22 protein-coding genes are annotated in these 24,369 nt (G+C 73.3%); 12 read left to right on the top strand and 10 right to left on the bottom strand.

Annotation, left to right across the window (positions count from 1 at the left end; translation table 11 throughout):
- A complete protein-coding gene (gene ligD / locus ACEQ2X_RS17660; RefSeq protein ID WP_370327159.1) occupies nt 1-2,595 on the bottom strand; it encodes a non-homologous end-joining DNA ligase in 2,595 nt (864 codons plus the stop codon).
- 84 nt (nt 2,596-2,679) lie between these two features.
- On the opposite strand from ligD, the gene ACEQ2X_RS17655 reads away from it, so the two are divergent.
- From ACEQ2X_RS17655 to ACEQ2X_RS17630, 6 genes are read left to right on the top strand one after another with little or no spacing between them, the layout of a single operon-like run.
- On the top strand, nt 2,680-4,095 hold the full coding sequence (locus ACEQ2X_RS17655) for a cell wall-binding repeat-containing protein (protein WP_370327158.1): 1,416 nt from the start codon (nt 2,680-2,682) through the stop codon (nt 4,093-4,095).
- Nucleotides 4,096-4,147: 52 nt separating this feature from the next.
- Entirely contained in the window at nt 4,148-4,972 is an 825-nt protein-coding gene (locus tag ACEQ2X_RS17650; RefSeq protein WP_370327157.1) for a Ku protein, read from the top strand.
- Nucleotides 4,972-5,574 (top strand): FxsA family protein, encoded by a 603-nt coding sequence (locus tag ACEQ2X_RS17645; protein WP_370327156.1) that lies wholly within the window; start codon nt 4,972-4,974, stop codon nt 5,572-5,574. The genes ACEQ2X_RS17650 and ACEQ2X_RS17645 overlap by 1 nt, the downstream gene beginning before the upstream one ends.
- A complete protein-coding gene (locus ACEQ2X_RS17640; protein WP_370327155.1) occupies nt 5,561-6,007 on the top strand; it encodes a hypothetical protein in 447 nt (148 codons plus the stop codon). The genes ACEQ2X_RS17645 and ACEQ2X_RS17640 overlap by 14 nt, the downstream gene beginning before the upstream one ends.
- Before the next feature lie 6 nt (nt 6,008-6,013).
- The gene (rsgA, locus tag ACEQ2X_RS17635) at nt 6,014-6,628 is read left to right on the top strand and encodes a ribosome small subunit-dependent GTPase A (protein ID WP_370327185.1); all 615 of its coding nucleotides are present in this window, start codon (nt 6,014-6,016) and stop codon (nt 6,626-6,628) included.
- Nucleotides 6,619-7,626, top strand: coding sequence for a PD-(D/E)XK nuclease family protein (locus tag ACEQ2X_RS17630; protein ID WP_370327154.1), 1,008 nt, complete (start codon nt 6,619-6,621; stop codon nt 7,624-7,626). The genes rsgA and ACEQ2X_RS17630 overlap by 10 nt, the downstream gene beginning before the upstream one ends.
- Before the next feature lie 4 nt (nt 7,627-7,630).
- On the opposite strand, the gene ACEQ2X_RS17625 is transcribed toward ACEQ2X_RS17630, so the two are convergent.
- A complete protein-coding gene (locus ACEQ2X_RS17625; protein WP_370327153.1) occupies nt 7,631-8,239 on the bottom strand; it encodes a hypothetical protein in 609 nt (202 codons plus the stop codon).
- 116 nt (nt 8,240-8,355) lie between these two features.
- On the opposite strand from ACEQ2X_RS17625, the gene ACEQ2X_RS17620 reads away from it, so the two are divergent.
- Nucleotides 8,356-9,189 carry an HAD family hydrolase gene (locus tag ACEQ2X_RS17620; protein WP_370327152.1) on the top strand — a complete coding sequence of 278 codons (834 nt, stop codon included), beginning with the start codon at nt 8,356-8,358 and terminating at the stop codon, nt 9,187-9,189.
- Between the two features lie 21 nt (nt 9,190-9,210).
- Complete coding sequence (locus ACEQ2X_RS17615) at nt 9,211-10,278, top strand: Fic family protein (RefSeq protein ID WP_370327151.1); 1,068 nt, start codon at nt 9,211-9,213, stop codon at nt 10,276-10,278.
- 16 nt (nt 10,279-10,294) lie between these two features.
- Here the strand turns inward: ACEQ2X_RS17615 and ACEQ2X_RS17610 are convergent, their stop codons facing one another.
- From ACEQ2X_RS17610 to ACEQ2X_RS17600, 3 genes are read right to left on the bottom strand one after another with little or no spacing between them, the layout of a single operon-like run.
- Nucleotides 10,295-11,635 (bottom strand): nicotinate phosphoribosyltransferase, encoded by a 1,341-nt coding sequence (locus tag ACEQ2X_RS17610; protein WP_370327150.1) that lies wholly within the window; start codon nt 11,633-11,635, stop codon nt 10,295-10,297.
- A 34-nt stretch (nt 11,636-11,669) separates the two neighbouring features.
- Nucleotides 11,670-12,368, bottom strand: coding sequence for an NUDIX hydrolase (locus tag ACEQ2X_RS17605; RefSeq protein ID WP_370327149.1), 699 nt, complete (start codon nt 12,366-12,368; stop codon nt 11,670-11,672).
- 2 nt (nt 12,369-12,370) lie between these two features.
- Complete coding sequence (locus tag ACEQ2X_RS17600) at nt 12,371-14,473, bottom strand: ATP-dependent helicase (protein WP_370327148.1); 2,103 nt, start codon at nt 14,471-14,473, stop codon at nt 12,371-12,373.
- A 112-nt stretch (nt 14,474-14,585) separates the two neighbouring features.
- Between ACEQ2X_RS17600 and ACEQ2X_RS17595 the strand changes: the two genes are divergently transcribed.
- From ACEQ2X_RS17595 to ACEQ2X_RS17585, 3 genes are all read left to right on the top strand, one after another.
- The gene (locus ACEQ2X_RS17595) at nt 14,586-15,164 is read left to right on the top strand and encodes an MBL fold metallo-hydrolase (protein WP_370327147.1); all 579 of its coding nucleotides are present in this window, start codon (nt 14,586-14,588) and stop codon (nt 15,162-15,164) included.
- A 263-nt stretch (nt 15,165-15,427) separates the two neighbouring features.
- Entirely contained in the window at nt 15,428-15,880 is a 453-nt protein-coding gene (locus tag ACEQ2X_RS17590; protein ID WP_370327146.1) for a hypothetical protein, read from the top strand.
- Between the two features lie 2 nt (nt 15,881-15,882).
- Nucleotides 15,883-16,305, top strand: coding sequence for a DUF5655 domain-containing protein (locus ACEQ2X_RS17585; protein WP_370327145.1), 423 nt, complete (start codon nt 15,883-15,885; stop codon nt 16,303-16,305).
- Nucleotides 16,306-16,343: 38 nt separating this feature from the next.
- Here the strand turns inward: ACEQ2X_RS17585 and ACEQ2X_RS17580 are convergent, their stop codons facing one another.
- The 3 genes from ACEQ2X_RS17580 to ACEQ2X_RS17570 are packed head-to-tail and all read right to left on the bottom strand — an operon-like array spanning nt 16,344 to nt 19,152.
- On the bottom strand, nt 16,344-17,075 hold the full coding sequence (locus ACEQ2X_RS17580) for an AAA family ATPase (RefSeq protein ID WP_370327144.1): 732 nt from the start codon (nt 17,073-17,075) through the stop codon (nt 16,344-16,346).
- Nucleotides 17,075-18,973, bottom strand: coding sequence for a thioredoxin domain-containing protein (locus ACEQ2X_RS17575; protein ID WP_370327143.1), 1,899 nt, complete (start codon nt 18,971-18,973; stop codon nt 17,075-17,077). Before ACEQ2X_RS17575 ends, ACEQ2X_RS17580 begins: the two co-directional genes overlap by 1 nt.
- A complete protein-coding gene (locus ACEQ2X_RS17570; RefSeq protein WP_370327184.1) occupies nt 18,973-19,152 on the bottom strand; it encodes a DUF255 domain-containing protein in 180 nt (59 codons plus the stop codon). The genes ACEQ2X_RS17575 and ACEQ2X_RS17570 overlap by 1 nt, the downstream gene beginning before the upstream one ends.
- Nucleotides 19,153-19,391: 239 nt before the next feature.
- Here ACEQ2X_RS17570 and ACEQ2X_RS17565 point away from each other — a divergent pair, with 239 nt between their 5' ends.
- Entirely contained in the window at nt 19,392-20,675 is a 1,284-nt protein-coding gene (locus ACEQ2X_RS17565) for a tyrosine-type recombinase/integrase (RefSeq protein ID WP_370327142.1), read from the top strand.
- A 208-nt stretch (nt 20,676-20,883) separates the two neighbouring features.
- Here ACEQ2X_RS17565 and ACEQ2X_RS17560 read toward each other — a convergent pair whose 3' ends face one another.
- Nucleotides 20,884-21,159: a hypothetical protein gene (locus ACEQ2X_RS17560; RefSeq protein WP_370327141.1), complete on the bottom strand. Its 276-nt coding sequence runs from the start codon at nt 21,157-21,159 to the stop codon at nt 20,884-20,886.
- 170 nt (nt 21,160-21,329) lie between these two features.
- A complete protein-coding gene (locus ACEQ2X_RS17555; protein WP_370327140.1) occupies nt 21,330-24,368 on the bottom strand; it encodes a hypothetical protein in 3,039 nt (1,012 codons plus the stop codon).
- Between the last annotated feature and the right edge of the window lies 1 nt (nt 24,369).

The raw sequence follows: 24,369 nt of genomic DNA, 5'->3' as shown, positions 1-24,369 counted from the left end.
TCAGGTCACCTCCGACCTGGCCACCGACTCGGGCGGCACGTCCTCGCGGGTGCCCCGGTAGGAGGGCGCGCGCAGGCGACCCTCGTCGGTGAGCTCGCCGTACTCGACCTCGGCCACCACGACCGGGCGGACCCAGTGGACCGCCTCGCGCGGCGTGGCGGCGGTGCCCGCCGGATCGGCGAAGGGGCAGTCCTCGACCTCCTCGAGCAGGTCGAGGAGCCGCGCCCGCTCGGCGGTGTCGAAGCCGGTGCCCACACGGCCGAGGTAGCGCAGGCCACCGTCCTCGTCGTGGGCGCCGACCAGCAGGCTGCCCAGATCTCCGGGACCACGGGTCGACTCGAGCCACCCGCCGATCACGACGTCGGCGGTGCGGCGGATCTTGATCTTCACCCAGTCCGGTGACCGGCGCCCGGGCAGGTAGGTCGAGGTGAGCCGCTTGGCGACGATCCCCTCGAGCCCCTGGGCCTCCGCCGCCGCGTGCAGCGCCGTGCCCGAGCCGATGATCGCGTCGCTGCGACCGATCCGGCCGCCGGGCACCAGCACGTCGTCGAGCAGGCCGAGGCGGTCCGACAGCGGCAGGCCGGTCAGGTCCTGGCCGTCGACGGCCAGCAGGTCGAAGACCATGAACGTCACCGGGATCGTCCGCCGCAACCGGTCGACCCGCTCGCGACCGCGGACGTGCATCCGCTGCTGCAGGCGCCCGAAGGACGGGCGGCCGTCAGGTCCGAGCGCGACGACCTCGCCGTCGAGGACGGCGGTGAACGCGAGGACGCGCTGCCACAGGTCGGCGATCTCGGGGTACGCCTCGGTGATGTCGTTGCCGTTCCGCGACGTGTAGGTCGTGGTGCCCTCGTTGCGCTCCTTCGTCGGACCCAGACCGGGTCGCCGGGTGGTGGCGATCGCCCGGACGCCGTCCCACTTGACCTCGAAGGCCCAGCCGTCGTCGTCGAAGGGCGCCCCGCCGCCGGTGGCCAGGCACGGCCGCACCGCCGGCGGGTCCGGCGGCAGGACGATCCGGTCCCGGGCAGAGCGGACGATCATCCAGTTCCGCCCGTCGCGGCTCCCCCGTCCCCCTCGGCCAGCGTCGTCGGTCCGCCCTCCCGGGCGGAACATGTGCCACTCGCCGGTGTGCCGCTGGCCGTGCAGCCGGAAGGTGACCTTGCCGTCCTCCCACTCGAGGGTCTCGTAGGTGCCGGTGTCCCAGATCCGCATCGGGCCGCCGCCGTACTCGCCCTCGGGGATGTCCCCGGCGAAGGTGAGGTACTCCATGGGGTGGTCCTCGGTCTGGACCGCCAGGTGGGTCAGGCCCGGGACCAGCGGCAGGCCCTTCGGCAGCGCCCAGCTGCGCAGGGTGCCGCCGCGCTCCAGGCGGAGGTCGTGGTGCAGCGCCGTGGCCAGGTGGTGCTGGATGGTGAAGCGGGACTGCCCGGTCGGGACGACGTCGTCGCCGGCGGGTTCGGACGTCCGGCCGAAGTCCCGCATCGCCCGGTAGGTGTCGAGCTCGCCCGCCTCCTCGACGACCGCCGCGGACCGTGCAGCGGGCTCCGGCGCTGGCTGCGCCTCGGGTGTTGGTGGGGCGTCGGCGAGGGTGTGGGAGGGGCCGCGCCGCTCGGCGTCGGTGGCCATCCCGATCGCCTCCATCGCCGACCAGAGGGTCTGCCCGCCGGCGAGGACGGCGGTGAAGATGTCGCCGACCTCCACGAGCCGCGGCCAGATAGACGCCATCGTGAAGTCCTGGGGCTCGACGTCGGTCTCGAGCTCCTCCCAGCGCAACGGCGTCGACACCGGCGCGCCGCGGTGCGGGCGGACGGAGTAGGCCGAGGCGATGTTCCGCCCCTCGGTGTTCATCCCCGCGTCCAGGAAGACCTTCCCGGTGCGGTCGCTGATCTGCCACTCCATCGTCGTCCGCTCGCGGTCCGCGCGGTGGACCAGGCGGCACACGCGGGTGATGAACTCGCGGACCTCCGCGAAGGTGTGCTCGCGGTCGATCGGGACGTAGATGTGCATCCCGGTCGCCCCGCTGGTCCGCGGGTAGCCGACCAGCCCGAGCTGGTCCAGGGCGGCCTTGATGACCAGCGCGACGTCCTTGACGGTCCGGAAGTCGACGTCGAAGGGATCGAGGTCGAAGAAGGCGTAGTCGGGGAAGCCCAGCGCATCGGTCCGGCTGTGCCACGGGTGCATCTCGATGCAGCCCAGGTTCGCGACGTACACCAGGCTGGCGGGCCCCTGGGCCATCAGGTAGTCGATCCGCTTGCCGTCGTCGTCGGAGATGATCGGCGCGCGGGGCACCCAGTCCGGGACGTGGCCGGGTGCGTTCTTCGCGTAGAAGAAGTCGCCGTCCGCCCCCTCGGGCATCCGCTTCAGCGTCAGCGCCCGGTCCTCGAGGAACGGCAGGATCCAGTCGGCGGCGTTCAGGTAGTACGCGAGCAGGTCGCCCTTGGTGTAGCCCTCCGGCCTCCAGTACGGCTTGGTGAGGTTGCTGACCGTCTGGGTGATGCCCTCGCAGTCGAGCTCCCACGACGTCGCCGCGACCTGCTCCACCGGCAGGGGGGAGGGGAAGTCGATCGTCGTCACGCGGGACGCTCGGGTGGCCACGATCCCATCATCGCCGGACCCGGGCCGTATGATCACGTCGACGCGGGCGCGGGCCCGCGCGCAGTCGACGCGGGAGGTCCACGCATGCCCACACGTCGGAGCCGCGCAACCTGGTCGGTCCTGGTCGCCCTCCTGCTCGCGCTGGTGGTCACGTCAGCGCCGCCGGCGGGGGCGCAGTCGCGTCTGCCCGGGGACGGGCCGGCGGCGCTCGGCCGCTACCGCATCGGCATCGGCGCGACACCGGTCGACGTCGCCATCGACATGTCGCGGGCGGTCTTCGACGACGGCGAGGCGGCGCAGGTCGTGATCGGCCGGGACGACGGGTTCGCCGACTCCCTGGCCGGCGCCGTCCTGACCGGTGGCACGGGCCCCCTGCTGTACGTCCCGGGCGGGGCGGCGGGGCAGCTGCCGCAGTCCGTCGCCGACGAGGTCGCCCGCGTGCTGGGTCCGCCGGGAGGCTGCGCCGACGGTCCGGACGTGTTCATCCTCGGTGGCACGTCCGCGGTGTCGACCGCCGTCGAGGAGGCGCTGACTGCCCAGGATCGCTGCACCGAGCGGTTCGCAGGCGCCTCCCGGGTCGAGACGTCGGTCGCGATCGCCACGTACGTGCTGGACCGGTTCCCGACGACCCGGCTGCTCCTGGCCCGGGACGACCAGTGGGCGGACGCCGCGACCGGCGGCGCCTACGCGACGTACTCGGGCACGCCGATCGTGGTGACCTCGCGGACCGCGCTGCACCCGGCGGTCGAGGGGCTCCTCGCCGGGCGGGGGTGGAACGACCTGGTCCTGCTCGGGGGCGAGGCCGCCCTGTCGGCCGATGTCATGGCCGAGGTCGGCGCCCACGGCCCCACCCGTCGCGTCGCCGGCGACGCGCGGGATCTGCCCGCGGTCGCCATCGCGACCGACCTGTGGGCGCGGACCGAGCAGGTGACCGTCGTGAACGGCTACACCGATGACGGGTGGGTGTACGCGCTCGCCGGCGCGTCGCCCGCGGCTGCGCTCGCCGCGCCCCAGCTGTACGTCCAGCAGTCGGCGGCGCCGAGCTCGACCCTCGGCTACGCCGAGGACCGCGGGCCCCTCGACCTGGTCGTCGGGCTCGGATCGACGGCCGAGATCAGCGACGCGGTCATCGAGTCCCTCGGTGCCAGCGGCCCGGTGCACGACGGCCAGGGCGGTGGCGACCAGCCGCCGCCGGCTGGCGGCGCGATCCCGACCGGCACCTACGTGTGCTGGCAGGACGGCGTGTACCCGTTCGAGAACATGGACATCGTCGACGCCTCCACCTACGCCTCCCAGAGCGGCGGAGCCGGCACCTACACCTACGACGCGGGCGCGAACGACATCCAGTTCACCTCCGGTCCGTACGCATCGTGGGTGGAGCGGGGCGAGTACCACCCCGACGGCGTCCTCCAACCCGGTGACGGTCCGACCATCGTGTTGTACTACCTCGACGAGGACGGGGAGTCCGAGCGGATCCTCTGCTACCTGGGCGAGGACTGAGGTCGGTCCACAGCCCATGGCGCGCGGCCGGTGACCCCGCGATGATGGGGGCATGCCGCGCACGTTGTGGAAGGGCACGCTCTCCTTCGGGTTGGTCACCATCCCCGTGGGGCTGTACACCGCCACGGAGAACAAGTCGCCGTCGTTCAACCAGCTGCGCCGCTCCGACTCGAGCCGGATCGGCTACAAGCGGGTCGCGAAGGCCGACGACGAACCGGTCGGCAACGACGAGATCGTCAAGGGCTTCGAGTACGAGCGCGACCGCTACGTGGTCTTCGAGCCCGAGGAGATCGAGTCGCTGCGGCCGAAGTCCAGCCGGGTCATCGACATCGAGACGTTCGTCCCCCTCGCAGAGATCGACCCGATCTACTTCGACAAGGCCTACTACCTCGGCCCCGAGGAGACCGGCGCGAAGGCCTACGCGCTGCTGACGACCGCGATGGCGCAGTCCGGCAGCGTCGCGCTGTGCCGGGTGACGATGCGGGACAAGGAGCACCTCGCGGTGCTCCGCCGGGTCGACCCGCCCGCGACCGACGAGGACGACGCAGCCCCGGTGCTGGTCCTCAACACGATGCACTGGCCCGACGAGATCCGGGAGTTCAGCCTGTCCGACGTCGGCATCGACGAGGTCCCCGAACCGCGGGAGGCCGAGGTCGACATGGCGATGACGCTGATCGAGAGCTACAGCGGGACCTTCGACCCCGACGCGTACACCGACACGTACCGCCAGAAGGTCCTCGACGCGGTCCAGGCCAAGGTCGAGGGCGAGGAGATCGCCGTCGCCGAGGGTGAGGAGGAGCCGTCCTCCGTCGTCGATCTGATGGAGGCGCTCAAGGCCTCGGTGGAGCGCTCCAAGGGCCAGCAGAAGGCGTCCTAGTGCTGCCCTTCATCCTGCTCGCCTTCGTCGTCGTCCCGATCGTCGAGATCACGGCGATCGGGCAGGTGCAGGCGTGGCTGGGATGGCCGACGACGATCCTGATCCTGGTCCTCGACTCGGTGGTGGGCGCGTACCTGGTCCGGATGCAGGGCGCGCTCGCGTGGCGCAACTTCCAGGCGGCGGTCGCCGAGGGGCGCCTGCCGACCGAGGAGGTCGCGGACGGCGCGCTGATCCTGTTCGGGGGTGCGCTGATGCTGACCCCGGGGTTCGTGACCGACGCCGTGGGCCTGATCTGCGTGTTCACGCCGACGCGCAAGCTGCTGAACGGGTGGGTGCGCCGACGCGTGCAGCTCGGCGGTGGCCCGTTCGGCCAGATCCTGACGATCGGCAGCACGCCGCGCGCCCGAGGGTCCGGCCGGCGCGGCTGGCGCGCCACCGGGTCGGACGAGGCCGATGCACGGCCTCCCCGCCGTGGCGGCCCCCCGACCAGCCCGCCACCGCGTCGCGACCCGGGTGTGATCGACATCGAGGTCGTGGAGGTCCGCCGCAACGACGACGCGCGCCGCCCGGAGCGGCCGTCAGACGGCGATGCCGGGGGTTGACGCCGACGTGACCGCCGACGGCGGTCTCGCGGGGGTGGGCTTCGACGAGGGGTGGCGGTCCGCCGTCGACGCGGTGGTCGCTGCGACGGTCGACGCAGACGCGGACGCCGCCGGCAGCGGACACCGTCCCGGGCGGGTGGTCCGCACCCACCGCGTCGGCTTCGACGTCATGACCCCGCGCGGGCGGGAGTTCGTGGTCCACCGGGCCCGCAGCCGCGACCCGCTCACGGCACCGGCCACCGGCGACTGGGTCGTCGTGGCGGACCTGGCGGACCTCGACGAGCCGGTCATCGCCGAGGTGCTGCCCCGCCGCACCGCGCTGGTCCGCCGCGACCCCGCCGATCGGGCGGCTCCGCAGGTCCTCGCCGCGAACGCCGACGTCGTCGCCGTCGTCCAGGGCGCCGACCGCCCGGTCAACGCCCGCCGGCTGTAGCGGCAGCTGGCCGTCGCGCACGGCAGCGACGCCGAGGTGGTGGTGATCGTCACCAAGGGCGACCTGCCCGGCGCCGACGACGTCGTGACGGCCGTCGCCGACGCCACCCGGGGGGAGCCGGTCCTGCTCACCGCCGCCGCGACCGACGACGCCCGCGCGCGCGGCATCGACGCCGTGGACGCCCTGACCGATCCCGACCGGACGCTCGTGCTGCTCGGCGAGTCGGGGGCCGGCAAGTCGTCCCTGGTCAACGCCGTCCTCGGCCACGAGGCCCTCGCCATCGGCGGCGTCCGCGAGGGCGACGCGAAGGGCCGGCATACGACCACCCGCCGCGAGCTGCTGGTCCTCCCCACCGGTGGCGCGATGCTCGACACGCCCGGCGTGCGGGCCGTCGGCCTGTGGCCGGAGGGGGCCGACCTGGACGCGGTGTTCACCGAGGTCGCCGAGGCGGCGGCGACCTGCCGCTTCCGGGACTGCACCCACGACGTCGAGCCGGGCTGCGCGGTGCGCCATGCCGTGGCGGACGGTCTGATCGACCCCGACCGCCTGGATGCCCACCAGCGGCTCGTCGAGGAGCTCGAGGCGACGCGCACCCAGCTCGAGCGGAAGGGGTGGCGCTGATCGGCTCTGACCACGCACCCGACCCCGACTCCCAGATCGTCGGCGGCATCGACCTGGCCGGGCTGGGCGAGGCCCCCCGGCGGATCGTCACCGACCTCCTCGCGGTCGGCCGTCCGCGCCCGGTGCCCGACCCCGACCGGCCCGCCCGGCTGCGCGACTGGATCGAGGGCCGCCTGGCCCCGCTGCTCGAGGACCGGCCCGCGGACGCGCGCCGGGTGGTGCTCGGCAAGACCCAGCTCGACGCGCTCGCCTGCGACGGCCGCTACCTCGACCTGCGGGCCACGCCGTTCGAGTGGTCCCGGCCGACCGTCCGCGGACAGCTCGTCCACCGGGCCATCGCCCTCGACCACCACGTCAGCCGGCGGACCGGCGCGAAGGAGCTGATGGCCCACGCGTGGGAGGAGTTCCGCCACTCCGGCGACGGGCAGGTCGACTACGCCGACGGCCTGACCGACCTCGAGGTCGCCGCCGTGCAGGCCGAGGCCACCACGGTCGTCGAGGAGTACCGCACCCTCTTCCCCGTCCTGCCCGACTCCTGGCGGGTGATCTTCGAGCCGACCCTGACCGCCCGGTTCGGCGCGGGGGCGGTGGCGGTCCGCGGCAAGCCCGACCTCGTGCTCGGTCGGGTCGTGCCGCACGAACGGCGGTTGCTGCTGGTCGACCTCAAGACCGGGAACCGCTCCCGGAGCGACCGCCAGGACATGCGCTGGTACGCGCTGCTGGCCACCCTCAAGTACCGCCAGGCCCCGTTCAAGGTGGCGACGTTCTACGTGGACGAGGGGACCTGGGACGAGGAGGCGGTGACCGACGACGTCCTCGAGGCCGCCGCCCGCGGGCTGGTCGACCGCGTCGCCGCCGCCATCCGACTGGAGGACGACCCGACCCCGATCACCCTGTCGGCCGGGCCGATGTGCCGCTGGTGCGGACGCGCGGACAGCTGTGAGGAGCGGGCCCGCGCCGACGCGGAGCTCGCCGCCCGAGCCACGTCGACGCCCTGACACCTCAGGTGGGGACGCGCAGGACCACGCGACGGCGTCCGGCCTCGTCGCCGACGGTGACGAGCCCCCCGACGTCGGCCAGGCGGATGCCGGCGAGCTGCACCCACGGGCCGGCGGTCCCGACCTCCCCCGCGGACCCGCCGGTGGAGGTCACGCGCGCCTCCACCCCCTCGGCGTCGGCGGAGACCGCCACCTCGACGAGCTGCTGGCCGCCGAGCAGCACGTCGACGGCGACGTCGTGGACGGCTGTCACCAGGACCCCCCACACCTCCGGCGCGACCTCGTCGCCGAGGTCGACGCGCACCGCGGGGGAGGCAGCCGGCGCGGCATCGGACAGCGACCGCTCCAGGTCCTCGGCCAGGTGGGAGGGGCGGAAGGTCGGCGCGGTCAGCGCCCACATGATCTGACGGGCCTGCTCGCCGGCGGTCGACAGCGCCGCCATGCCGCGTTCGGAGAGCTGGTCGGCGACACCGACGGTCTCCAGCATGAGCCGCGCGGCGACGAGCTGCTGCACCGGCCGGTCGTGGATGGCGGCCGCGACGAACCCGAGGAGGGACTCGAGCAGGTCGAGGGACAGCGCGGCGGACGGCTCGTGTGCAGGCGGTGAGGTCATGTGCACCGCAAGTGTCGCGCAGGGGCTCGCGTGGCACGAGGTGACCCTCCGGGCCGGTCCGCCGGCCGCGGAGCCGGAGCACCGGTGGCAGACTCCGGGCCACGATGAGCCCCGAGATGACCGCCACCACCGTCACCGAGGCCGGCACCACCGACAGCGCCGCCTTCTTCGACCTCGACCGTACGCTCATGTCCGGGTCGAGCGCCTACTACTTCGGGAAGGCCGCCTACCGCGAGGGGCTCCTGCCGATGAAGCGGCTGCTCGCCGACGGGTCCACCGCGCTCATGTTCCGGCTGTTCGGCGCCTCCGACGAGCAGTCCGAGGCGATCCGCGACCGGATCCTCGCCACGGTCGCCGGCACGGAGGCGGACAAGCTGACCAGCCTCGCCCCGCAGGTGATCGAGGAGCTGCTCCCGAAGATCAAGCCCGAGGCCAACGCCCTGCTCGACATGCACCGCGAGAACGGGCGGGACGTGTACATCATCTCGGCCAGCCCGATCGAGATCGTCGGCGAGCTGGCCCGCGCACTCGAGATCACCGGCGGGCTCGGCACCCAGAGCGAGATCGTCGACGGGATGTACACCGGGCAGCTCGCCGCCCCGTTCTGCTACGGGGAGGGCAAGGCCGACGTCCTCCGCCGCCTCGCCGTCGACGAGGGCTACGACCTGACCAAGTGCTACGCGTACTCGGACTCAGCGAGCGACCTGCCGATGATGCAGATGGTCGGCCACCCGGTCGCGGTCAACCCCGACCGGTCCCTGATGGCCATCGCCCACCGGCGGGGCTGGCCCGTCGTCGAGTTCGACCGCACCCAGAAGAAGGTGATGCGCGGGGTCGGCATCGGCACGCTGACGGCCGCCGCCGCGGGTGCGGGCGTGTACGCGGGCATCCGCATCGGCGAGAACAACGTCCAGCGCACCGTGGCCCGGACGTTCGGGTTCTCGCGCTAGTCCGCGGGCGCATCCCCCACAGTGCAGTTCACCTACAGCCACCACCTGGTCCAGCTGGTCGCCCGCGCCGAGGCGGCCACGACGCGGATCGCCGGCGCCGATCCCGATCGGCGGGCGCGCCTCGCCCCCGCAGCCCGCGGGGAGGCGGCGGCCTGCTCCGCCCGCCTCGACGGGTCGCCGCTGACCGACGAGACCGTCGCGCGGGTCGACGCCGGTGACGTGCCGGTCCTCGACGGGCCCCCGGCGGACCTCGGCACCGGCTGGGCCCGCGCCCTCCGGCTCGAGGGGATGGAGACCCAGGACGTCGCCGCCGTCGAGTACGCGAACCTCCGGACCCTCGACGCCGTGGAGGCGGAGCTGGCCTCCCGCATCGTCACCGAGCCGCTCACCGCGCTGCGCGACGTGCACGGCATCGTCTGCGAGGGCTTGGTCGACCCCGCCGTCATCGGCGCGCCGCGGCGCACCGAGCAGGCCGTCCACGACGGCGCGCAGGGCATGGTCATCTACCACGCGCCGGCGCCGGACACCGTCGAGCCGGCGCTGGCCGACCTCGACGAGTGGCTGCGACGGCGCACGCTGGTGCAGCACCCCGCCATCACCGCCGGGTTGGTCCACGGGAGGCTCCTCGAGATCCAGCCGTTCGAGGCGGGCAACGGCCGGGTCGCGCGCGCCTGCGCACGGCTGGTGCTGGTGGCCGCGGGCGTGGACCCCCAGGGGGTCGCCGTGCTCGAGCGGCAGCTGATGGCCGATCCGACCGGCTACTACGGGGAGGTCGCCGCGACCGTGCGCCGTCGGGGCGACCGGTCCCGCTGGCTCGAACGCCACACCGGTGCGCTGGCCCGCGCGCTCGAGGCCGCCGCGGACGCCCTCGACCCCCGGCCCCGCCCCGCCCTGCCGGACCGGGGCCGTGCCGTGGTGGCGGCGGTCCCCGCCGGTGGGCGGATCAACCTGCGCGAGTACGCCCGGGACGTCGGCGTGGACCTGCGCGACGCGCGGGCGGACCTGGTCGCGTTCGCCCGCGCCGGTGAGCTGGTGGAGGCCGCCGGCGGCGGGGGGCTGACGTTCGAACGGCCGCGCTCGATGGCCTGACCCCGTCGGGGGCGGGTCAGGCCTCCCCGCGGATCCCGTCGGCCATGTCGGCGAGCACGGCCTCGCGGAGGTCGTCGAGGCGCTGGCTGCGCCGCACGGGCCAGCGCAGCAGGTCCTCCTCGGGGCAGCGGGCCTGCAGCCACCCGCGGGACTCGATCGCCTGCGCGCGGATCCGCGCCAGGTCCGGGAGGTCGGCGATCCGCCGTCCGTCGGCCATGACCTGGTTGAGCAACGGCGTGCCGGGCCGGTCCTCGTCCGCCAGCCCGATCACGTCGCCGTCGTCGGTCCGCCACACCTGCTTGCGCCCCGGGTCGGTGGTCTTGCCCGGGTTGGAGGAGATCTTCGCCACGTCGACGTCGGCGAGGTGCGCGAGCTTGTAGACCCCTGAGATGGTCGGGTCCTGCTTCGCCGTGACCAGGGCGGTCCCCACCCCGAAGGAGTCGATCGGCGCGCCGGCGCGGCACAGCTCGGCGACCCGACGGGCGTCGAGGTCGCCGCTGGCCACGATCTGCACCTCCTCGAACCCGGCGGCGTCCAGCTGCTCGCGGGCGCCCGTCGCCAGCGCGGACAGGTCGCCCGAGTCCAGGCGGATGCCCTGCAGCCGCTGTCCCCTCGCCCGCATCTCCCGGGCGACGGTGATCGCGTTCGGCACGCCGACGCCCAGCGTGTCGTAGGTGTCGACCAGCAGCACGCAGGCATCGGGGAAGGTCGTGGCGTAGGCGCGGAAGCTCTCGAGCTCCGACGGGAACGCCATGACCCACGCGTGGGCCTGGGTGCCCGACACGGGGATCCCGAAGCGGTGCCCCGCCTCGACGTTGGACGTCGAGTCGCACCCGCCGACGAACGCCGCACGCGAGGCGGACAGCGCCCCGTCCGGTCCGTGCGCCCGTCGGGCACCGAACTCGAGGACCCCGCGATCGCCGGCGGCGAGGCGGACCTCCGCGGCGTTCGAGGCCACCAGCGAGCTGTAGCAGATGGCGTTCAGCAGCGCGGTCTCCACCAGCTGGGCCTGGGCCAGCGGGGCCTCGACCCGCAGCACCGGCTCGTTGGCGAAGACCGGCGTCCCCTCTGGCACGGCGTGCACGTCGCCGGTGAACCGCAGGTCGGCCAGCGAGTCGACGAAGGCGGCGGGCAGCGGCGTCGTGCGCAGGTAGGCCAGGTCCTCGTCGGTGAAGCGGAGCGCCTCGAGGAAGTCGAGGGCGAGCTGCTGGCCGGCCGAGACGAGGACGGACACGCCCTCGGGCGGACGCCGGAAGAACAGGTCGAACGTCGCCGGGGCGTCGGCCAGCCCCGCGTCGGCGTAGCCGGCCATCATCGTCAACTCGTAGAAGTCGGTGAAGAGTGCGGAGGGCGTCATGGGTCGTCCGGGGGATGGGGCGTCAGGGCGGGCGTCAGGAGGTGGCGATCACGTCGTCGAGCAGCACCAGCTCGGCGCTCGTGAAGGTGTACAGGCGCGCGGGGCGGTGGGATCCCCGCCGCTGCCGGCCGGTGTCGCTGAGCAGGCCCAGGGCGGTGACCTTGCGCCGGAAGTTCCGCTTGTCGAGCGTGGTGCCGAGCACCGCCTCGTAGACCAGCTGCAGCTCGGACATCGTGAACTCGTCGGGCAGCAGCCCGTAGGCGATGTTCGAGTACGAGAGCTTGCTCCGCACCCGCTGGACCGCGGCCTCGACGATCGTCGCGTGGTCCCAGGCGAGGTCGCCGGCGGCCTGCTGGGCGGCTGGCACCCACCCGCCGTCCGTCCCGTGGGCAGGGGGATGGTGCGGCTCGGGGATCAGGGCCAGGTAGCTGACGCTGACCGCGTGGCGTCCTGGCACCCGGTCGGGAGCGCCGAAGGAGGCGAGCTGCTCGAGGTGGCGGGGTTCGTCGATGCCGATGGCGGCGAGGACCCCCCGGGCGGCACCCTCCAGGTCGTCGGCCGGGGTGAGCGGTCGGCCCGGCAAGCGCCGGCGACCGGGTGTGGTGTCGTCCGGCTCCACCCAGACGTGGGGGGAGGGGAGCTGCTCGCCGTCGGCGAGCTGACCGCCGGACAGCGTCAGCGCCACGACGTCGACGTCGACGCTGGTCAGCGGACCCGCCGACCGCGCGGCCACCGTCAGGCCCGCCCGGCGATCGTCGCCAGGACGTCCGCGCCGTAGCGGTCCGCCTTGGTGGGGCCGATGCCCGAGACGCGGAGCAGCGCGGCGCGGTCCGCCGGCCGTCGGGTGGCGAGCTCGATGAGGGTCGCGTCGCTGAAGACCACGAACGCGGGGACGCCGTCGGCCTGGGCGCGATCGCGCCGCCAGGTGCGCAGGCGCTCGGCGAGCACCGGGTCGGCGTCGTCGGGCAGGGCGTCGAGCGACGCGCCGCCGCTCCGCGCGCGCCCGCGGCTGCGGGAGGACGAGGTGGTGCCAGGCGTCGGGGCGCCCTCACCCAGGCCGTACAGGAACCGGCTGGGCCGCCGGCTGGTGGGCTTGCCCGACCGGTTGGGTCGGGTGGTCGCCCAGGTGATGGACAGCCACCGCCGGGCGCGGGTGACCCCGACGTACAGCAGGCGCCGCTCCTCGTCGACCTCCTCCTCGGTGGAGGCGTGGCTGATCGGCACCAACCCCTCCTCCACGCCGACGAGGAACACCGCGTCGAACTCCGTCCCCTTGGCCCGGTGGAGGCTCATCAGGGTGACCGCGTCGGTGGCCTGGTCGGCGCCGGCGGCGACGCGGTCGGCCAGCTCGGCTGCGGCGCTCGCGAGGTCGGCACCGCCGTCGACCAGGTCGGCCACCTCGTCGCGGACCGCCTCGACGGCCTCCCACCGCTCGCGGGCGCGACGACCTTCGGGCGGCCGGCCCGGACGCCAGCTCAGGGCGTCGCGGAGGATCTCCTCGGCGCGGGTGACCTCGTTCGGGTTCGCGACCGGCGCGTCCACGACCGGTGGCGGCCCGCCGGCGTCCGGCGGACGGCTGGCGGCCTGCTGCAACGCCCGGACGGCCTGGCGGACCTCCGGGCGGGTGTAGAACGACCCCTCGCCCCGGACGCGGACGGGGATGCCGCGCTCGCGGAGCGCATCCTCCCACGGGGCGGCCTGGGCGTTGATCCGGTAGCAGATCGCCATCTCGCCGTAGGGCAGGCCGCCCTCGGCCAGCGCGGTGATCGCATCGGTCACCCGGCGGATCTCCGCCTCGTCGTCGGCGCACTCGGCGAACGTCGGCTCGAGGGCGCCCGCGCCGGGCAGCGTCGCCCGCAGATCTGGGGCGCGCCGGCCGAGGACCGCGTTCGCGACGGTGAGCACCTGCGGCGTCGAGCGGTAGGACCGGTCGAGCTGCACCGTGGTGGTGCCGCGGAAGGTCCGGTCGAAGCGGGTCAGGAACCGGCTGTCCGCACCGGTGAAGCTGAAGATCGTCTGGGCGGGGTCGCCGACCACGCAGACGTCGTCGCGGTCGCCGGCCCAGGCGCGGAGCAGCCGCCACTGCAGCGGGTTGGTGTCCTGGAACTCGTCGACGGTGAAGGTCCGGTAGCGCTCGCGGATCGTCGTCGCCGGACCCTCGAGGTCGAGGAGCGCCCGGGCGAGGCGGAGCATGTCCTCGTAGTCGATCACGCCGCGACGCGCCTTCTCCTCGCCGTAGCCGCGCACCACGTCGGCCAGGGTCGCGGGGTCGATCAGCTCGTCCCGGCCGCTGGTTGCCACCTCGTCGGGGGTCAGGTCGGCGTTGGCGGCCCACTCCACCTCCGCGGCGAGGTCCGAGGCGTCGACCCGCAGCCGCCGAGCTGCGGAGAACAGCAGCGGCAGCTTCGAGCCGAGCACCTCGGGCAGCCCGCCCGACGGCGTGGACGCGACCCCGGCGTCGACCAGTGCGCTCCAGAAGTGGCGGACCTGGGCCCACGCGGCGGCGTGGAACGTCAGCGCCCGGACGGTCACCTGCGCGCCGTCGGGCCTCGACTCGGCGAGCAGCGCGGCGATCCGGCTGCGCATCTCCGCCGCCGCCCGCTCGGTGAACGTGACGGCGAGGATCTCGGAGGGGGCGAACGCGCCGGAGGCGATCTGCCCGGCGATCCGGTGGGTGATCGTCCGCGTCTTGCCGGTCCCGGCGCCGGCGAGGATCCGGACCGGCCCCACCGGCGTGCCGGCGGCCGCGGCCTGCTCGGGGTTCAGCGGCGCCAGCAGGTGCTCGGGCACCACGTGCGGACCGGTCGCGGGTCGTGTCGTCGCGTGCGCGGTGCTCACGGGGAGGCAGCCTAACCAGGCGGTGGCACATCGCACCGCCGCGTCCACAGCGGATCCGCCGCGCCGGGCAGGCAGGTGGTGCCCGACGCCGTCCACGGGGCAGGATCCGCACATGACCGCTGAGCTGAAGGTGCTGTTCGAGGGCTACGTCAGGGGCGGCGAGGTGGACGGCGCGAACCACGTCGGCGCCACCGCGTCCCTCATCACCGCGGGCGACCGGGTGATCGTCCACGACCCGGGGATGTGCCCCGGCCCCGAGGCGCTCCTCGGACCCCTCGAGGTCGCCGGGTTCCACTCGGGGCAGGTGACCGACGTCATCGTCAGCCACCACCACCCCGACCACACCCGCTGGATGGGCCTGTTCGCCCTCGCGCGGGTCCACGACCACTGGGCGGTCTACGACGGCGACCTGTGGACGTCCCGCGAGGCCGAGGGCGTCGAGGTCGTCGAGGGCGTCACGCTCATGCACACGCCGGGGCACACCCACGAGGACATCACCACGCTGGTCACGACGCCCGACGGCGTCGTCGCGCTGACCCACCTGTGGTGGGACGAGCGGTCGGAGTCCGACCCGCGCGCCGTCGACCTCGACCTGCTCCACACCCACCGCGCCCGCGTCCTCGAGCGCGCGGACCGCATCGTCCCGGGCCACGGCCACGCCTTCGACGTGACGGACGCCACCCCGCGGTAGGCGATCTGCACGCTGCCGGGTGCCGGGAGGGGCGCGACTGCACGTCGTCCGGCTAGCCGGCCCGTGCATCTGCACGCTGCCGGGTGCGGGGAGGAGCGCGACTGCACGTCGTCCCGGAGGGTCCCCGACGATGTGCAGGTGGGCCGCGTCGGGCACCCGACGACGTGCAGACGGGCCGTGATGAGCACCAGACGGCGTGCAGCTGGGCCGTGCTGAGCACCCGACGACGTGCAGCTGGCACGACCGGGGCAGACTCGGGGCCCATGACCGCCCCCCTCACCGCTGCCCTGGCCACCGTCACCCCCCAGGACGGGACCATCGACAACATCTTCGTCTCCCCCGCCGTCCACGAGGCGGTCGGCGGGATCGTCGTGCTCTCCCTGCTGGTCACCACGGTCTGGACGGCGAAGCGGGCGCTCGGCGGCACGCCGCTCGACGGCGGGGTGCGGATCAGCCTGGTCGTCACCCAGGTCGCGCTGATGGCCCAGGCGCTGATCGGGATCAAGCTGCTCGACCAGGGCCTCGGCGTGGCCCAGCTCTACATCCACTACGTCGGCGGGCTGATCCCCCTCGGGCTGTACATCATCGCCGGCTGGTTCTCCTGGCGGTCGCCCGAGACCCGCAGCCGCGTGATCGCGGTCCTCAGCCTCCTCGGCACCCTCAGCGCCGCGATGGCGTTCCTGATCGGCCGGGCCTACGTGCAGGGCACCCTCTAGCCGTGGCGACCTGGACCTGCCCCGACTGCGGCCGCCGGTTCGGACGGCGCAACGCCGGGCACGTCTGCGCGCCGGCCATGACCCTCGAGGAGTGGCTGGCGACGTCCCCGCCCCACGAGCGCCCCGTGGCCGAGCGGTTGATCGAGGCCGTGGCCGAGCTGCCCGACGCCTGGGTCGAGCCCGTGCAGGTCGGCCTGTTCGTGAAGCGGTCGTCGACGTTCTGCGCGCTGCGGACCATGACCCGCTGGACGGCGCTGTCGCTCAAGCTGCCGCGGGTCGTCACCGCGCCCGAGCCCGACCGGAAGGTCCAGTCCCAGGGGATCGTGCACCACCACACCTGGAACCTCCGCCGTCCCGAGGACCTGACCGACGAGCTGATCGGGCTGCTCGGCGAGTCCTACGACTTCGACGCGCCCCGTCGCTGAACCCCGTCGCTGAACCCCGCAGCTGAACCCACGCAGCGTCAGCCAAGCAGGTGCCGGAGGTACCGCTCCGGCGCCTCCAGGTAGCCCCGCCAGTGCGCGACGAGCTCGAGGTCGTCCCACCGGGCCGGTCGCAACCCCCAGCTGCCGACCTCCAGGATCGCCGCGCCCGGCATGGCCGCCAGGACGGGGGAGTGCGTGGCGCAGACGACCTGGCCGCCATCGGCGACGAGGTCGGACAGCACGGCGATCAGCGCGAGGGTGCTCGAGAACGACAGCGCCGCCTCCGGCTCGTCCAGGCAGTAGAACCCGCCGCCCTCGAAGCGGCTGCGCAGCAGGGCGATGAACGACTCGCCGTGGCTCATCTCGTGGAACCGGGGGTCGCTGCGCGGTCCGGGGTTCTGCTCGAGGAAGGTGAACCAGCCGTGCATGGTCTCGGCGCGCAGGAAGAAGCCGTAGCGCGACGCCGCCACACCCCGCTGCAGGCGGAGCGCCGAGCCCAGGGGCGACTCGCTCGGCCGCGTGGAGTGCTGCCCGAACGGGGTGCCGCCCTCGGGGCTGAGCCCGAACGCGACGGCCAGCGCCTCGACGATCGTCGACTTGCCCGACCCGTTCTCGCCGACGAGGAACGTGACGCCGGGCGCCAGCTCCATCCCCTCGGCGACCAGCTGGGCGACCGCGGGGACCGTCAGCGGCCACGCCCGGGGATCGAGGCGACCGGGATCCTCCACGACCGCGCGGACGACCGGACGGCCGACCCCCTCCACGGCCATCAGCCGCCGTCGACCCCCACCGCGCTGGCGAGCTGGAGCGCCAGGTCGCCGGGGTCGGTCGTCGGGGCGTCGCAGGTGAACCCGCGGCACACGTAGGCGGTCGGCCGGCCGTCGCGGACCGGCCGGTCGGCGAGCAGGGGCACCGTCCCGCCGTCCTCGCCCGAGCCCACCGCGAGCACCACGCCCGGTCGCCAGGTGTCGCGCACCACCCCGACCAGGTCGGCGGGATCGTCACCGACGATCGCCACCTCGACCGGACCCGCCAGCAAGCGCTCCGCGCCGAGCGCCAGCTCGCCGTACCCCAGCGGCGCCCTGGCCAGCCGGTCGCCGAAGCGGGTGACGGTCGCCACCGCGCGGTCGCGGTGGGCGAGGTCGCCGGTCAGCGCCGCCAGGCGGGCGCCGACCTCGACCATCACGCTGGAGCCCGCCGGCTGGGCGTTGTCCCACAGGTCGAGGGGGCGGAGGATCAGGTGGGGGCCCTCGGCGGACCCGGCCGGCGTGGCGTAGTACGCCCCCTCGCCGTCGGCGAAGCGCGCCTCCACCTCGCCGGCCAGCGCGGTGGCCCACGCCACCCAGCCGGCGTCGCCGTCGGCCTCGTACAGCACCAGCAGGGCGCGGGCCAGCAGCGCGAGGTCCTCGAGCAGCGCCGGCACCGACGCGGCATGCCCCGGCGACCACGTGTGGTGCAGCACCCCGGAGACGACCATCTCGTCGCGGACGAACACCACGGCTCGCTGGGCCGCCTCGACCAGGTCAGCGCGGTCGAACACCGCCCCCGCCTCGGCGAGCGCCGCGATCGCGAGCGCGTTCCAGCTCACCAGCACCTTGTCGTCCACCCCCGGGGCGACGCGCAGGTCGCGGCGCTCCCGCAGCGACTGGCGGACCGCCGCCCAGCGCCGCGCGAAGCCCGGATCGTCCTCCTCGAACGCGACGACCTCGTGCAGCACGTTCGCCCGCGGCGGCGCGTGGCCGTGCGGGTCCCGCCAGTTGCCCTCCTCGACGACGCCTAGCCGCTCGCGCCACCGCGCCGGGTCCTCGCCGACCGCGGCGACGGCGGTGTCGAACTCCTCCGCGGTCCACACGAAGAACTTGCCCTCCACACCCTCCGAATCGGCGTCGGTCGCCGAGGAGAACCCGCCGTCGGGCTGCTGGGTCTCGTCGACCATGTACTCGGCGACGTCCAGGGCGACCCGCCGGAACCGCGGCTGCCCGGTGATCTGCCAGGCGTGGGTGTAGGCGCGCAGCAGCAGGGCGTTGTCGTACAGCATCTTCTCGAAGTGCGGGACCAGCCAGCGCGCATCGGTGGAGTACCGGGCGAACCCGCCGCCCACGTGGTCGTAGATGCCCCCGCGGGACATCTTCTCGAGGCTGTGCACCGCGGCCGCGAGCGAGTCGGGGTCGCCGGTGCGCTGGTGGTGGGCCAGGAGGAAGTCGATCACCATCGCCTGGGGGAACTTCGGCGCCTGCCCGAACCCGCCGAGGGTGCGGTCCCAGGTCGAGACGACCCGCTCGGCGACGGTGTCCAGCAGACCCGCGTCGACGGCCCGTCCCTCCCCCAGGTCCTGGGTGTGGCGGAGGTGGGCGGTGATCCGCTCGCCGCCCTCGAGCACCTTGTCGCGCTCCGAGGCCCACGACCCGGCGACCGCCTGCAGCACCTGGGTGAACGCCGGCATCTGCCCGCGCGGCGTGGACGGCCAGTACGTGCCGCCGTAGAACGGCGTGCCGTCCGGGGTCAGGAACACGCTCATCGGCCAGCCGCCCTGCCCGGTCAGCGCCTGGACGGCGGTCATGTAGACGCTGTCGACGTCGGGGCGCTGCTCCCGGTCGACCTTGACGTTGACGAAGTTGGCGTTCATGTACGCCGCGGTGGCCTCGTCCTCGAAGGACTCGTGGGCCATCACGTGGCACCAGTGCTCGGTCTCCAGTGGCAGCTCGAGTACCCAATGGAGAGGAAGATCGGCACGTCTCTACGACGCGCCTCCTCGAACGCTTCATCGCCCCAGGGGTACCAATCCACAGGGTTTTCAGCGTGTTGCCGCAGATACGGCGAAGACTCGGCTGCCAGCTTGTTGACCATCATCACCTCCTTCGAGCGTCAGGCCCTGGTGGGGCTGTGGGAAACGTTGTGGGAAGAATCAGCCCGTTCGGATACGCTCGCGGAGGCAGTCAGCACACCGCACGAGTGCGTCAGGGACCTGGTTCGCGATCGGAGGTGACCTCCTCATGACGACTCGGGGTAGCGGACGATCCCAGCCTAGGGGGTCGCCTTCGAAGGCGCGATCGAAGTCGCGCCGGTCGCCCCGGCCGACCAGTGATGTGCGGGTCGAGCGCAACATCTACCAGCGGGTGAAGCGCGACGGGACGCTGGGACGATTTCGCGCGATCGGTGGCGGAGGTGTCCGCCGCACGTTCGACACCGTGGAGGACGCTCGGGAGTTCCGCGACCGCGAGTCGGATCTGACGCGCGAGGAACAGGAGAGCTTGAAGCCGGACACGGTGATCGATCGCGAGCTCGTGCAGGGGGTCCTGCTGTACCTGGAACGCCACGACCAGCTGGCTGCGGCGACGATCAACGGGTACCGCAAGACCGCGCGCTACTCGTTGTACCCGTGGATCGACCCGGACCGCGGCACCGGACTGCACCCGCACCGCTGGACGACCAGGACGTTGACGGCCAGGCAGCTGGAGGAGTGGTGCTCGCACCGCACTGAGGCCGACCCGGCTGCCTACACCAACCGCGTCAAGCTCGCACTGGTGCTGGGTCGCACGCTCGTCGCCACCAGGATGCGGGCAGACAACCCGGCCGCGGGGCTGCAGCCACGCCACCACGTCCGGTCGGCGAAGACGATCCGCAGCCGCAGCCGGCGGAGGACGGCCACGGGCGAGCGGCTCTGGATCCCGACGTTCGGCGAAGTGCTGGCGCTCGTCGACGGAGTGGGGGAGCTGTACCGGTTGTGGTTCCTGTTCCTCGCGCTCACCGGGATGCGTCCGTCCGAGGCGGCCGGCATGCGCTGGGACCAAGGCCTGATCGACACGGCCAACGGCTGGATCTACACGCCAGCGCTTTCGATGGTCGAGCAGAACGTCGGCTACTGGGCATGCGGCGGCATCAGCGTGATGGACCCCGAGTGGGAGCGCAAGCTCGACCAGCGGATCGCGGCAGGACAGCGCACCGGCAAGACGATGTTGTCGCCGGAGCGGCGGATCCTGCTGCTCGAGCAGCTGGTGGACGACGTGCTGGGTCCGCTGGAGGAGTTCCGCCCGCCGGACGGGGTTCCGTGGCTGTTCCCAGGTCGTCGAACGGTGAAGGCGCTCAACACCGTGTTCGGATCGGTGCCGCTGTCGTACAACAACGCGCAGGTGAAGCTGCGGCAGCAGGTGGCGGGCACTCCCTTGGAGGGGCTGCAGCAGTACGAGCTGCGGCACTACTTCGCATCCGTCGTGATCGCGGCCGGCGCCAGCTTCTCCGAGACCGCGGACTACCTCGGCAACTCCGAGGCCGAAATACGGCGCACCTACGCCCACCTCGTCCGCGAGCGCGCCGACGAGATCCGCCAAGCAGCCGGCAGCATCATCCACGCGCAAGAGCGCCGCGCATGACGGGCGGCACCCTGTGGCGCATCCAGGACGATGGGCCGGAGACGCTCCCCCGCGCTTACGTGGAGGAAACCGCTGGCGTCCTGATCGTCGAGGGTCACTCACCCGTAGCGGCAAGGGGACTGGCCAAGGCAACCGCAAAGACGCAGCGGAATGGCCGATCCTCCTCCTGCTGGGCAACGGAGGTTGGCTTGGGTCCGGGAACCGGCCCCTACGTTTCATCAAGCCGAGGAGTCGCCCGATACCTCTTGGCGGCCGCCTGGCGGGAGATGCCGAGCGCTCGGGCGACCTCGGCGTACGAGTCCCCGTCGGCGATGGCGAGGGCGGCGCGCTCGTTGGCTCGACGTGATGCTTCGGCGGCGACGGCCGACCAGGTGGCCGAGGCGTCGAGGTGATCCGCGCCGGAGCGGACGAGGAGGCGGAGGACATCCAGAACAGCGGTCTGCCAAAGTGTGTCGCGGCGCTCGCCGACACGCTGCTTCGTCAACTTGGTTGTCACGATCGGCCTCCCTGGTCAACTGGGTTGACGCCCAGGGAGTTGTGCGTCGGGGCGTCGAGGTGTGACGCCGACGAGCGCAGCTGGGGATAAGCGAGGGCGCGTTGCGCGCCCGAGAACGCGTGCAGTTCACGCCCCTGGGCGGTTCGCCGGGGTAGGGCTCAGGCTCCTGCCATCAGCTCGCGGAAGGCGAGTTCGATCTCGGGTGGGGGAGTGGCGACGGTGCCGGCGATCTCGTCGGCGTCGTCGGCGAGCTTGCGGCGGTACTGCTCGAAGATGCGTGGCGGCTGCTCCGGGCGCCCGCGCAGCCGTGCCAGCTGGGCGCGCTCGAGGTACAGCCAGCCGTTAGGGTCGAGCAGCTTTAAGCCCTGCTCGATGGCCATCTCGGCACCATCGAGATCGCGGGCCTCGCGACAGGCACGGGCCACCTCCAGGGCGGCGTCCTGCAGTTGGACGATGGCTCGCTGGCAGATGTCGGTGGCCCAGGAGTACGCGTGGCCTTCCAAGGGCTCACCACGGATGAACTCGAGCGCCGCGGTCATCTCCTGGATGCGCAACTCGGCGGGCAGGTCGCGGGCGACAGCCAGGTGGGCGAACGCTCGGTCGAGGTCGGTGCCGAGATGCTGGGAGAGCACGATCGGCTCGTCGCCGCTGCGGCGGGGTACGAGCGGTTGACCGTCCGGCCCGTCGCCGAGGATCTTGCGGAGCTTGGTGAGCGCGGAGGTGACCCGCTGGCTCCCCGGTCGCGCGGCCGTGCCCGCCCAGATGACGTCGTCGAGCCGTTCCTTGGTCACGCCCTGGCGGTGGGTGGCGAGATAGACCAACATCTCCAGCGTGCCGGGGGTGAGCCCCTCGACGCGGGCACCGTCGCGGATCACCTCGACCGCCCCGAGCAGGCGCACCTCACACCAGGCCGGCTCGGTATCCGGCGCGGAGCGGTGGGTGAGCTGGCCGTTGCTGCTGGGGTCGGCAGCGACGCGAGCCAACTCGTCTGGCGGCTCGGCCGGCTCCAGGTTGGCGGGCTCGTCGAGGCGGGCCAGCTCGTCGTCGAGGAGCTCGGGGTCGATGTCGGGCAGTGCAAGCCGGACGGTGCCGCCGTCGGGCAGTCGCAGCCGGCCGGTGTGCTCGTCGTCGAGTTCCAGCAGCCACGTCCCGACGCTCGCAGCGCCGGCAGCCACGACGCCGACCATCCCGACCAGCTCGTCGGGAATCTCGGGTGGGACGGTGCCGTGGTGGCAGACCAGCAGTCGGGGGATGCGGTCGTCGATGAAGACCTCCCCGACCTCGGCGAGCGCCTGCTCGACTTCACCGGACGGGTCCTCGATCAACCGGACGCGGTCGAGCGAGGCGAGCCGCTCGTCCCCGGTGATGGCGATCTCGACCGGGAACGAGACGCGCGAGGTGGCCAGATCCAGGCTCATGGCGCGCAACCGCCGGCACACCTCCGATGGCGGCCCCTCAAGGGCCAACGTTCCCATGGCGCCGATGTTGGCCAGCACGGTCGAGGTGCCGGAGCGGCCCAGCGTCACCAGCAGGGGGAGGCCGAAGGACCGCTCGGGGCCTCGGTCCCCCATCCGTGCCTGCCAGCCGACGGGTCCGTCGGAGCCGTCGTCGGCCAGCGTCCACGGCGGCGGGGGTTCGGGCAGCACGCCCCGCTCGTCGAATAGCAGTGTGACCTCGCCGTCGTCGGTGATTCTCACCAGCACGGGGTGGACGTCGAGGGGGATGCTCGCCAGCAGCGACGCGAGGTCGTCCAGCGTCTCCTCGGGCACTGCGCCGGCATCGAGCCGGGCGATTTCGGCGTCCGTATCCGGGAGAGGGGTGGGCAGGCGCATGCCGGGTGCGCGCTGCTGCAGGAGGGTGCGCCGACGCCACCGCAGCGTCGCGATCACGCCCGCGGCGAGGATGCTGGCCGCGGCCACGCCTGCGGCCAGGCCCGTGGGCACGCCCAGCGCCGTCCGCGTCCCGTCCTCCTGCTCAGCCGACGCCGCCTCCTCCTGGCTGTCCGGGGAGGCGCCGCCTTCGATCGCCGCTCGCCAACCGTCGGCTTGCGCGGAGTGCGCAGGTGCGACCGGACTCGGGACATCCGCCGACTCGACCGGGCCCGGAGACCGAGCGTCCGACGGCGCCCCCTGGGTACCGGCCTCGGTGGCCGAGGCCCCCGCGGGGCCCTCGTCCCCGGCAACCGGCTGCGATTCGGCGTCACGGGTGTCGCCCTCCGACGAGGCGGACCCGGTCGCCGCCGACTCACCCTCGGCGGCGACCGGGGATGCCGGCAGCACGAGCTCCTGGCCGGGGTAGATCAGGTCGGGGTCGCCGGGTGATCGCAGCCGGTCACGGTTGGACTGGATGAGGTCTAGCCAGTAGGGCGCGATCTCGGTGGCCGTGGGAACGCTGCCCCACGACTCGGTCAGCGTCGCCTCGGCGATGCCCCAGAAGTGGTCGCCCTCCTTGACTTCCCACGTCTGAAGGTCAGCGTCATCCCTGGCTGCACCGGCCGGTTCGGCCGGGACGGCGGCGTCCTCGCGTGGGCTGCTGTCCAGGCGGGTCGGGATCATCAGCTGCCATCCGGGCTCGACGAACGCCGTGCTCTCGCTGATCGTGTCGCCGTAACCGACTTGTCGGCCCAAGTTGGCGGCGCGCAGCTCAGGCCCAAGCGAGGCGTCCCCGACCACGTCAGCGGCGAACCCGCCCCACGAGTCCCCCTCGGCCACGGTCACGATGCGACCCCGGGGGTCCGGCTGGGACTCGAGCCACGACGCGCCGTCGGTGTGGAGAGCCGGAGCGGCCCAGACCAGGATGGGCGCTTCCGTCCGATCACCCAGTGCCTGGGCGTGCTGGCCGGGCCCGGCCAGGGTAATCACGGCAGCAACCAGGGCCTGGGCGAGATGCCGGATCCAGCCCGGCACGCCTGTCGGAGACGGCCGGTTGCGCGCGACCGCGACCACCTCGATCGCGAGCATCCCGACCAGCACGGCCCAGGCGGCCCAGGCTGCGCCTGCAAGGACGTTGACCCAGACCGACGGCGGAACCAGACCGACTTGGACGGCCTCGACCACCCTGGTCCAGTCGACGGGCCAGGAGGGAAGCGGGTTCCCGATCGTGCCCGCCAACAGCAGCGGCGGGGTCGCCAGCACCGCGAATGCAGCGACCAGCCGCACGGCTCCGCCCGCCCGGGACTTCCACATCCTGGCCGCCACC

The organism is Euzebya sp., from assembly GCF_964222135.1.
Taxonomy (GTDB): domain Bacteria; phylum Actinomycetota; class Nitriliruptoria; order Euzebyales; family Euzebyaceae; genus Euzebya.
This window is presented reverse-complemented; position numbering and strand designations above follow the sequence as displayed.

Bases quoted from the DNA above. Each gene is read 5' to 3' on its own strand.
- ACEQ2X_RS17570 (WP_370327184.1), bottom strand. From the start codon at position 19,152: ATGGTCAACAAGCTGGCAGCCGAGTCTTCGCCGTATCTGCGGCAACAC.
- ACEQ2X_RS17620 (WP_370327152.1), top strand. From the start codon at position 8,356: ATGACCGCCACCACCGTCACCGAGGCCGGCACCACCGACAGCGCCGCC.
- ACEQ2X_RS17575 (WP_370327143.1), bottom strand. From the start codon at position 18,973: ATGGCCCACGAGTCCTTCGAGGACGAGGCCACCGCGGCGTACATGAAC.
- ACEQ2X_RS17640 (WP_370327155.1), top strand. From the start codon at position 5,561: ATGCCGGGGGTTGACGCCGACGTGACCGCCGACGGCGGTCTCGCGGGG.
- ACEQ2X_RS17625 (WP_370327153.1), bottom strand. From the start codon at position 8,239: ATGACCTCACCGCCTGCACACGAGCCGTCCGCCGCGCTGTCCCTCGAC.
- ACEQ2X_RS17610 (WP_370327150.1), bottom strand. From the start codon at position 11,635: ATGACGCCCTCCGCACTCTTCACCGACTTCTACGAGTTGACGATGATG.
- ACEQ2X_RS17580 (WP_370327144.1), bottom strand. From the start codon at position 17,075: ATGGCCGTGGAGGGGGTCGGCCGTCCGGTCGTCCGCGCGGTCGTGGAG.
- ACEQ2X_RS17595 (WP_370327147.1), top strand. From the start codon at position 14,586: ATGACCGCTGAGCTGAAGGTGCTGTTCGAGGGCTACGTCAGGGGCGGC.
- ACEQ2X_RS17590 (WP_370327146.1), top strand. From the start codon at position 15,428: ATGACCGCCCCCCTCACCGCTGCCCTGGCCACCGTCACCCCCCAGGAC.
- ACEQ2X_RS17655 (WP_370327158.1), top strand. From the start codon at position 2,680: ATGCCCACACGTCGGAGCCGCGCAACCTGGTCGGTCCTGGTCGCCCTC.
- ACEQ2X_RS17650 (WP_370327157.1), top strand. From the start codon at position 4,148: ATGCCGCGCACGTTGTGGAAGGGCACGCTCTCCTTCGGGTTGGTCACC.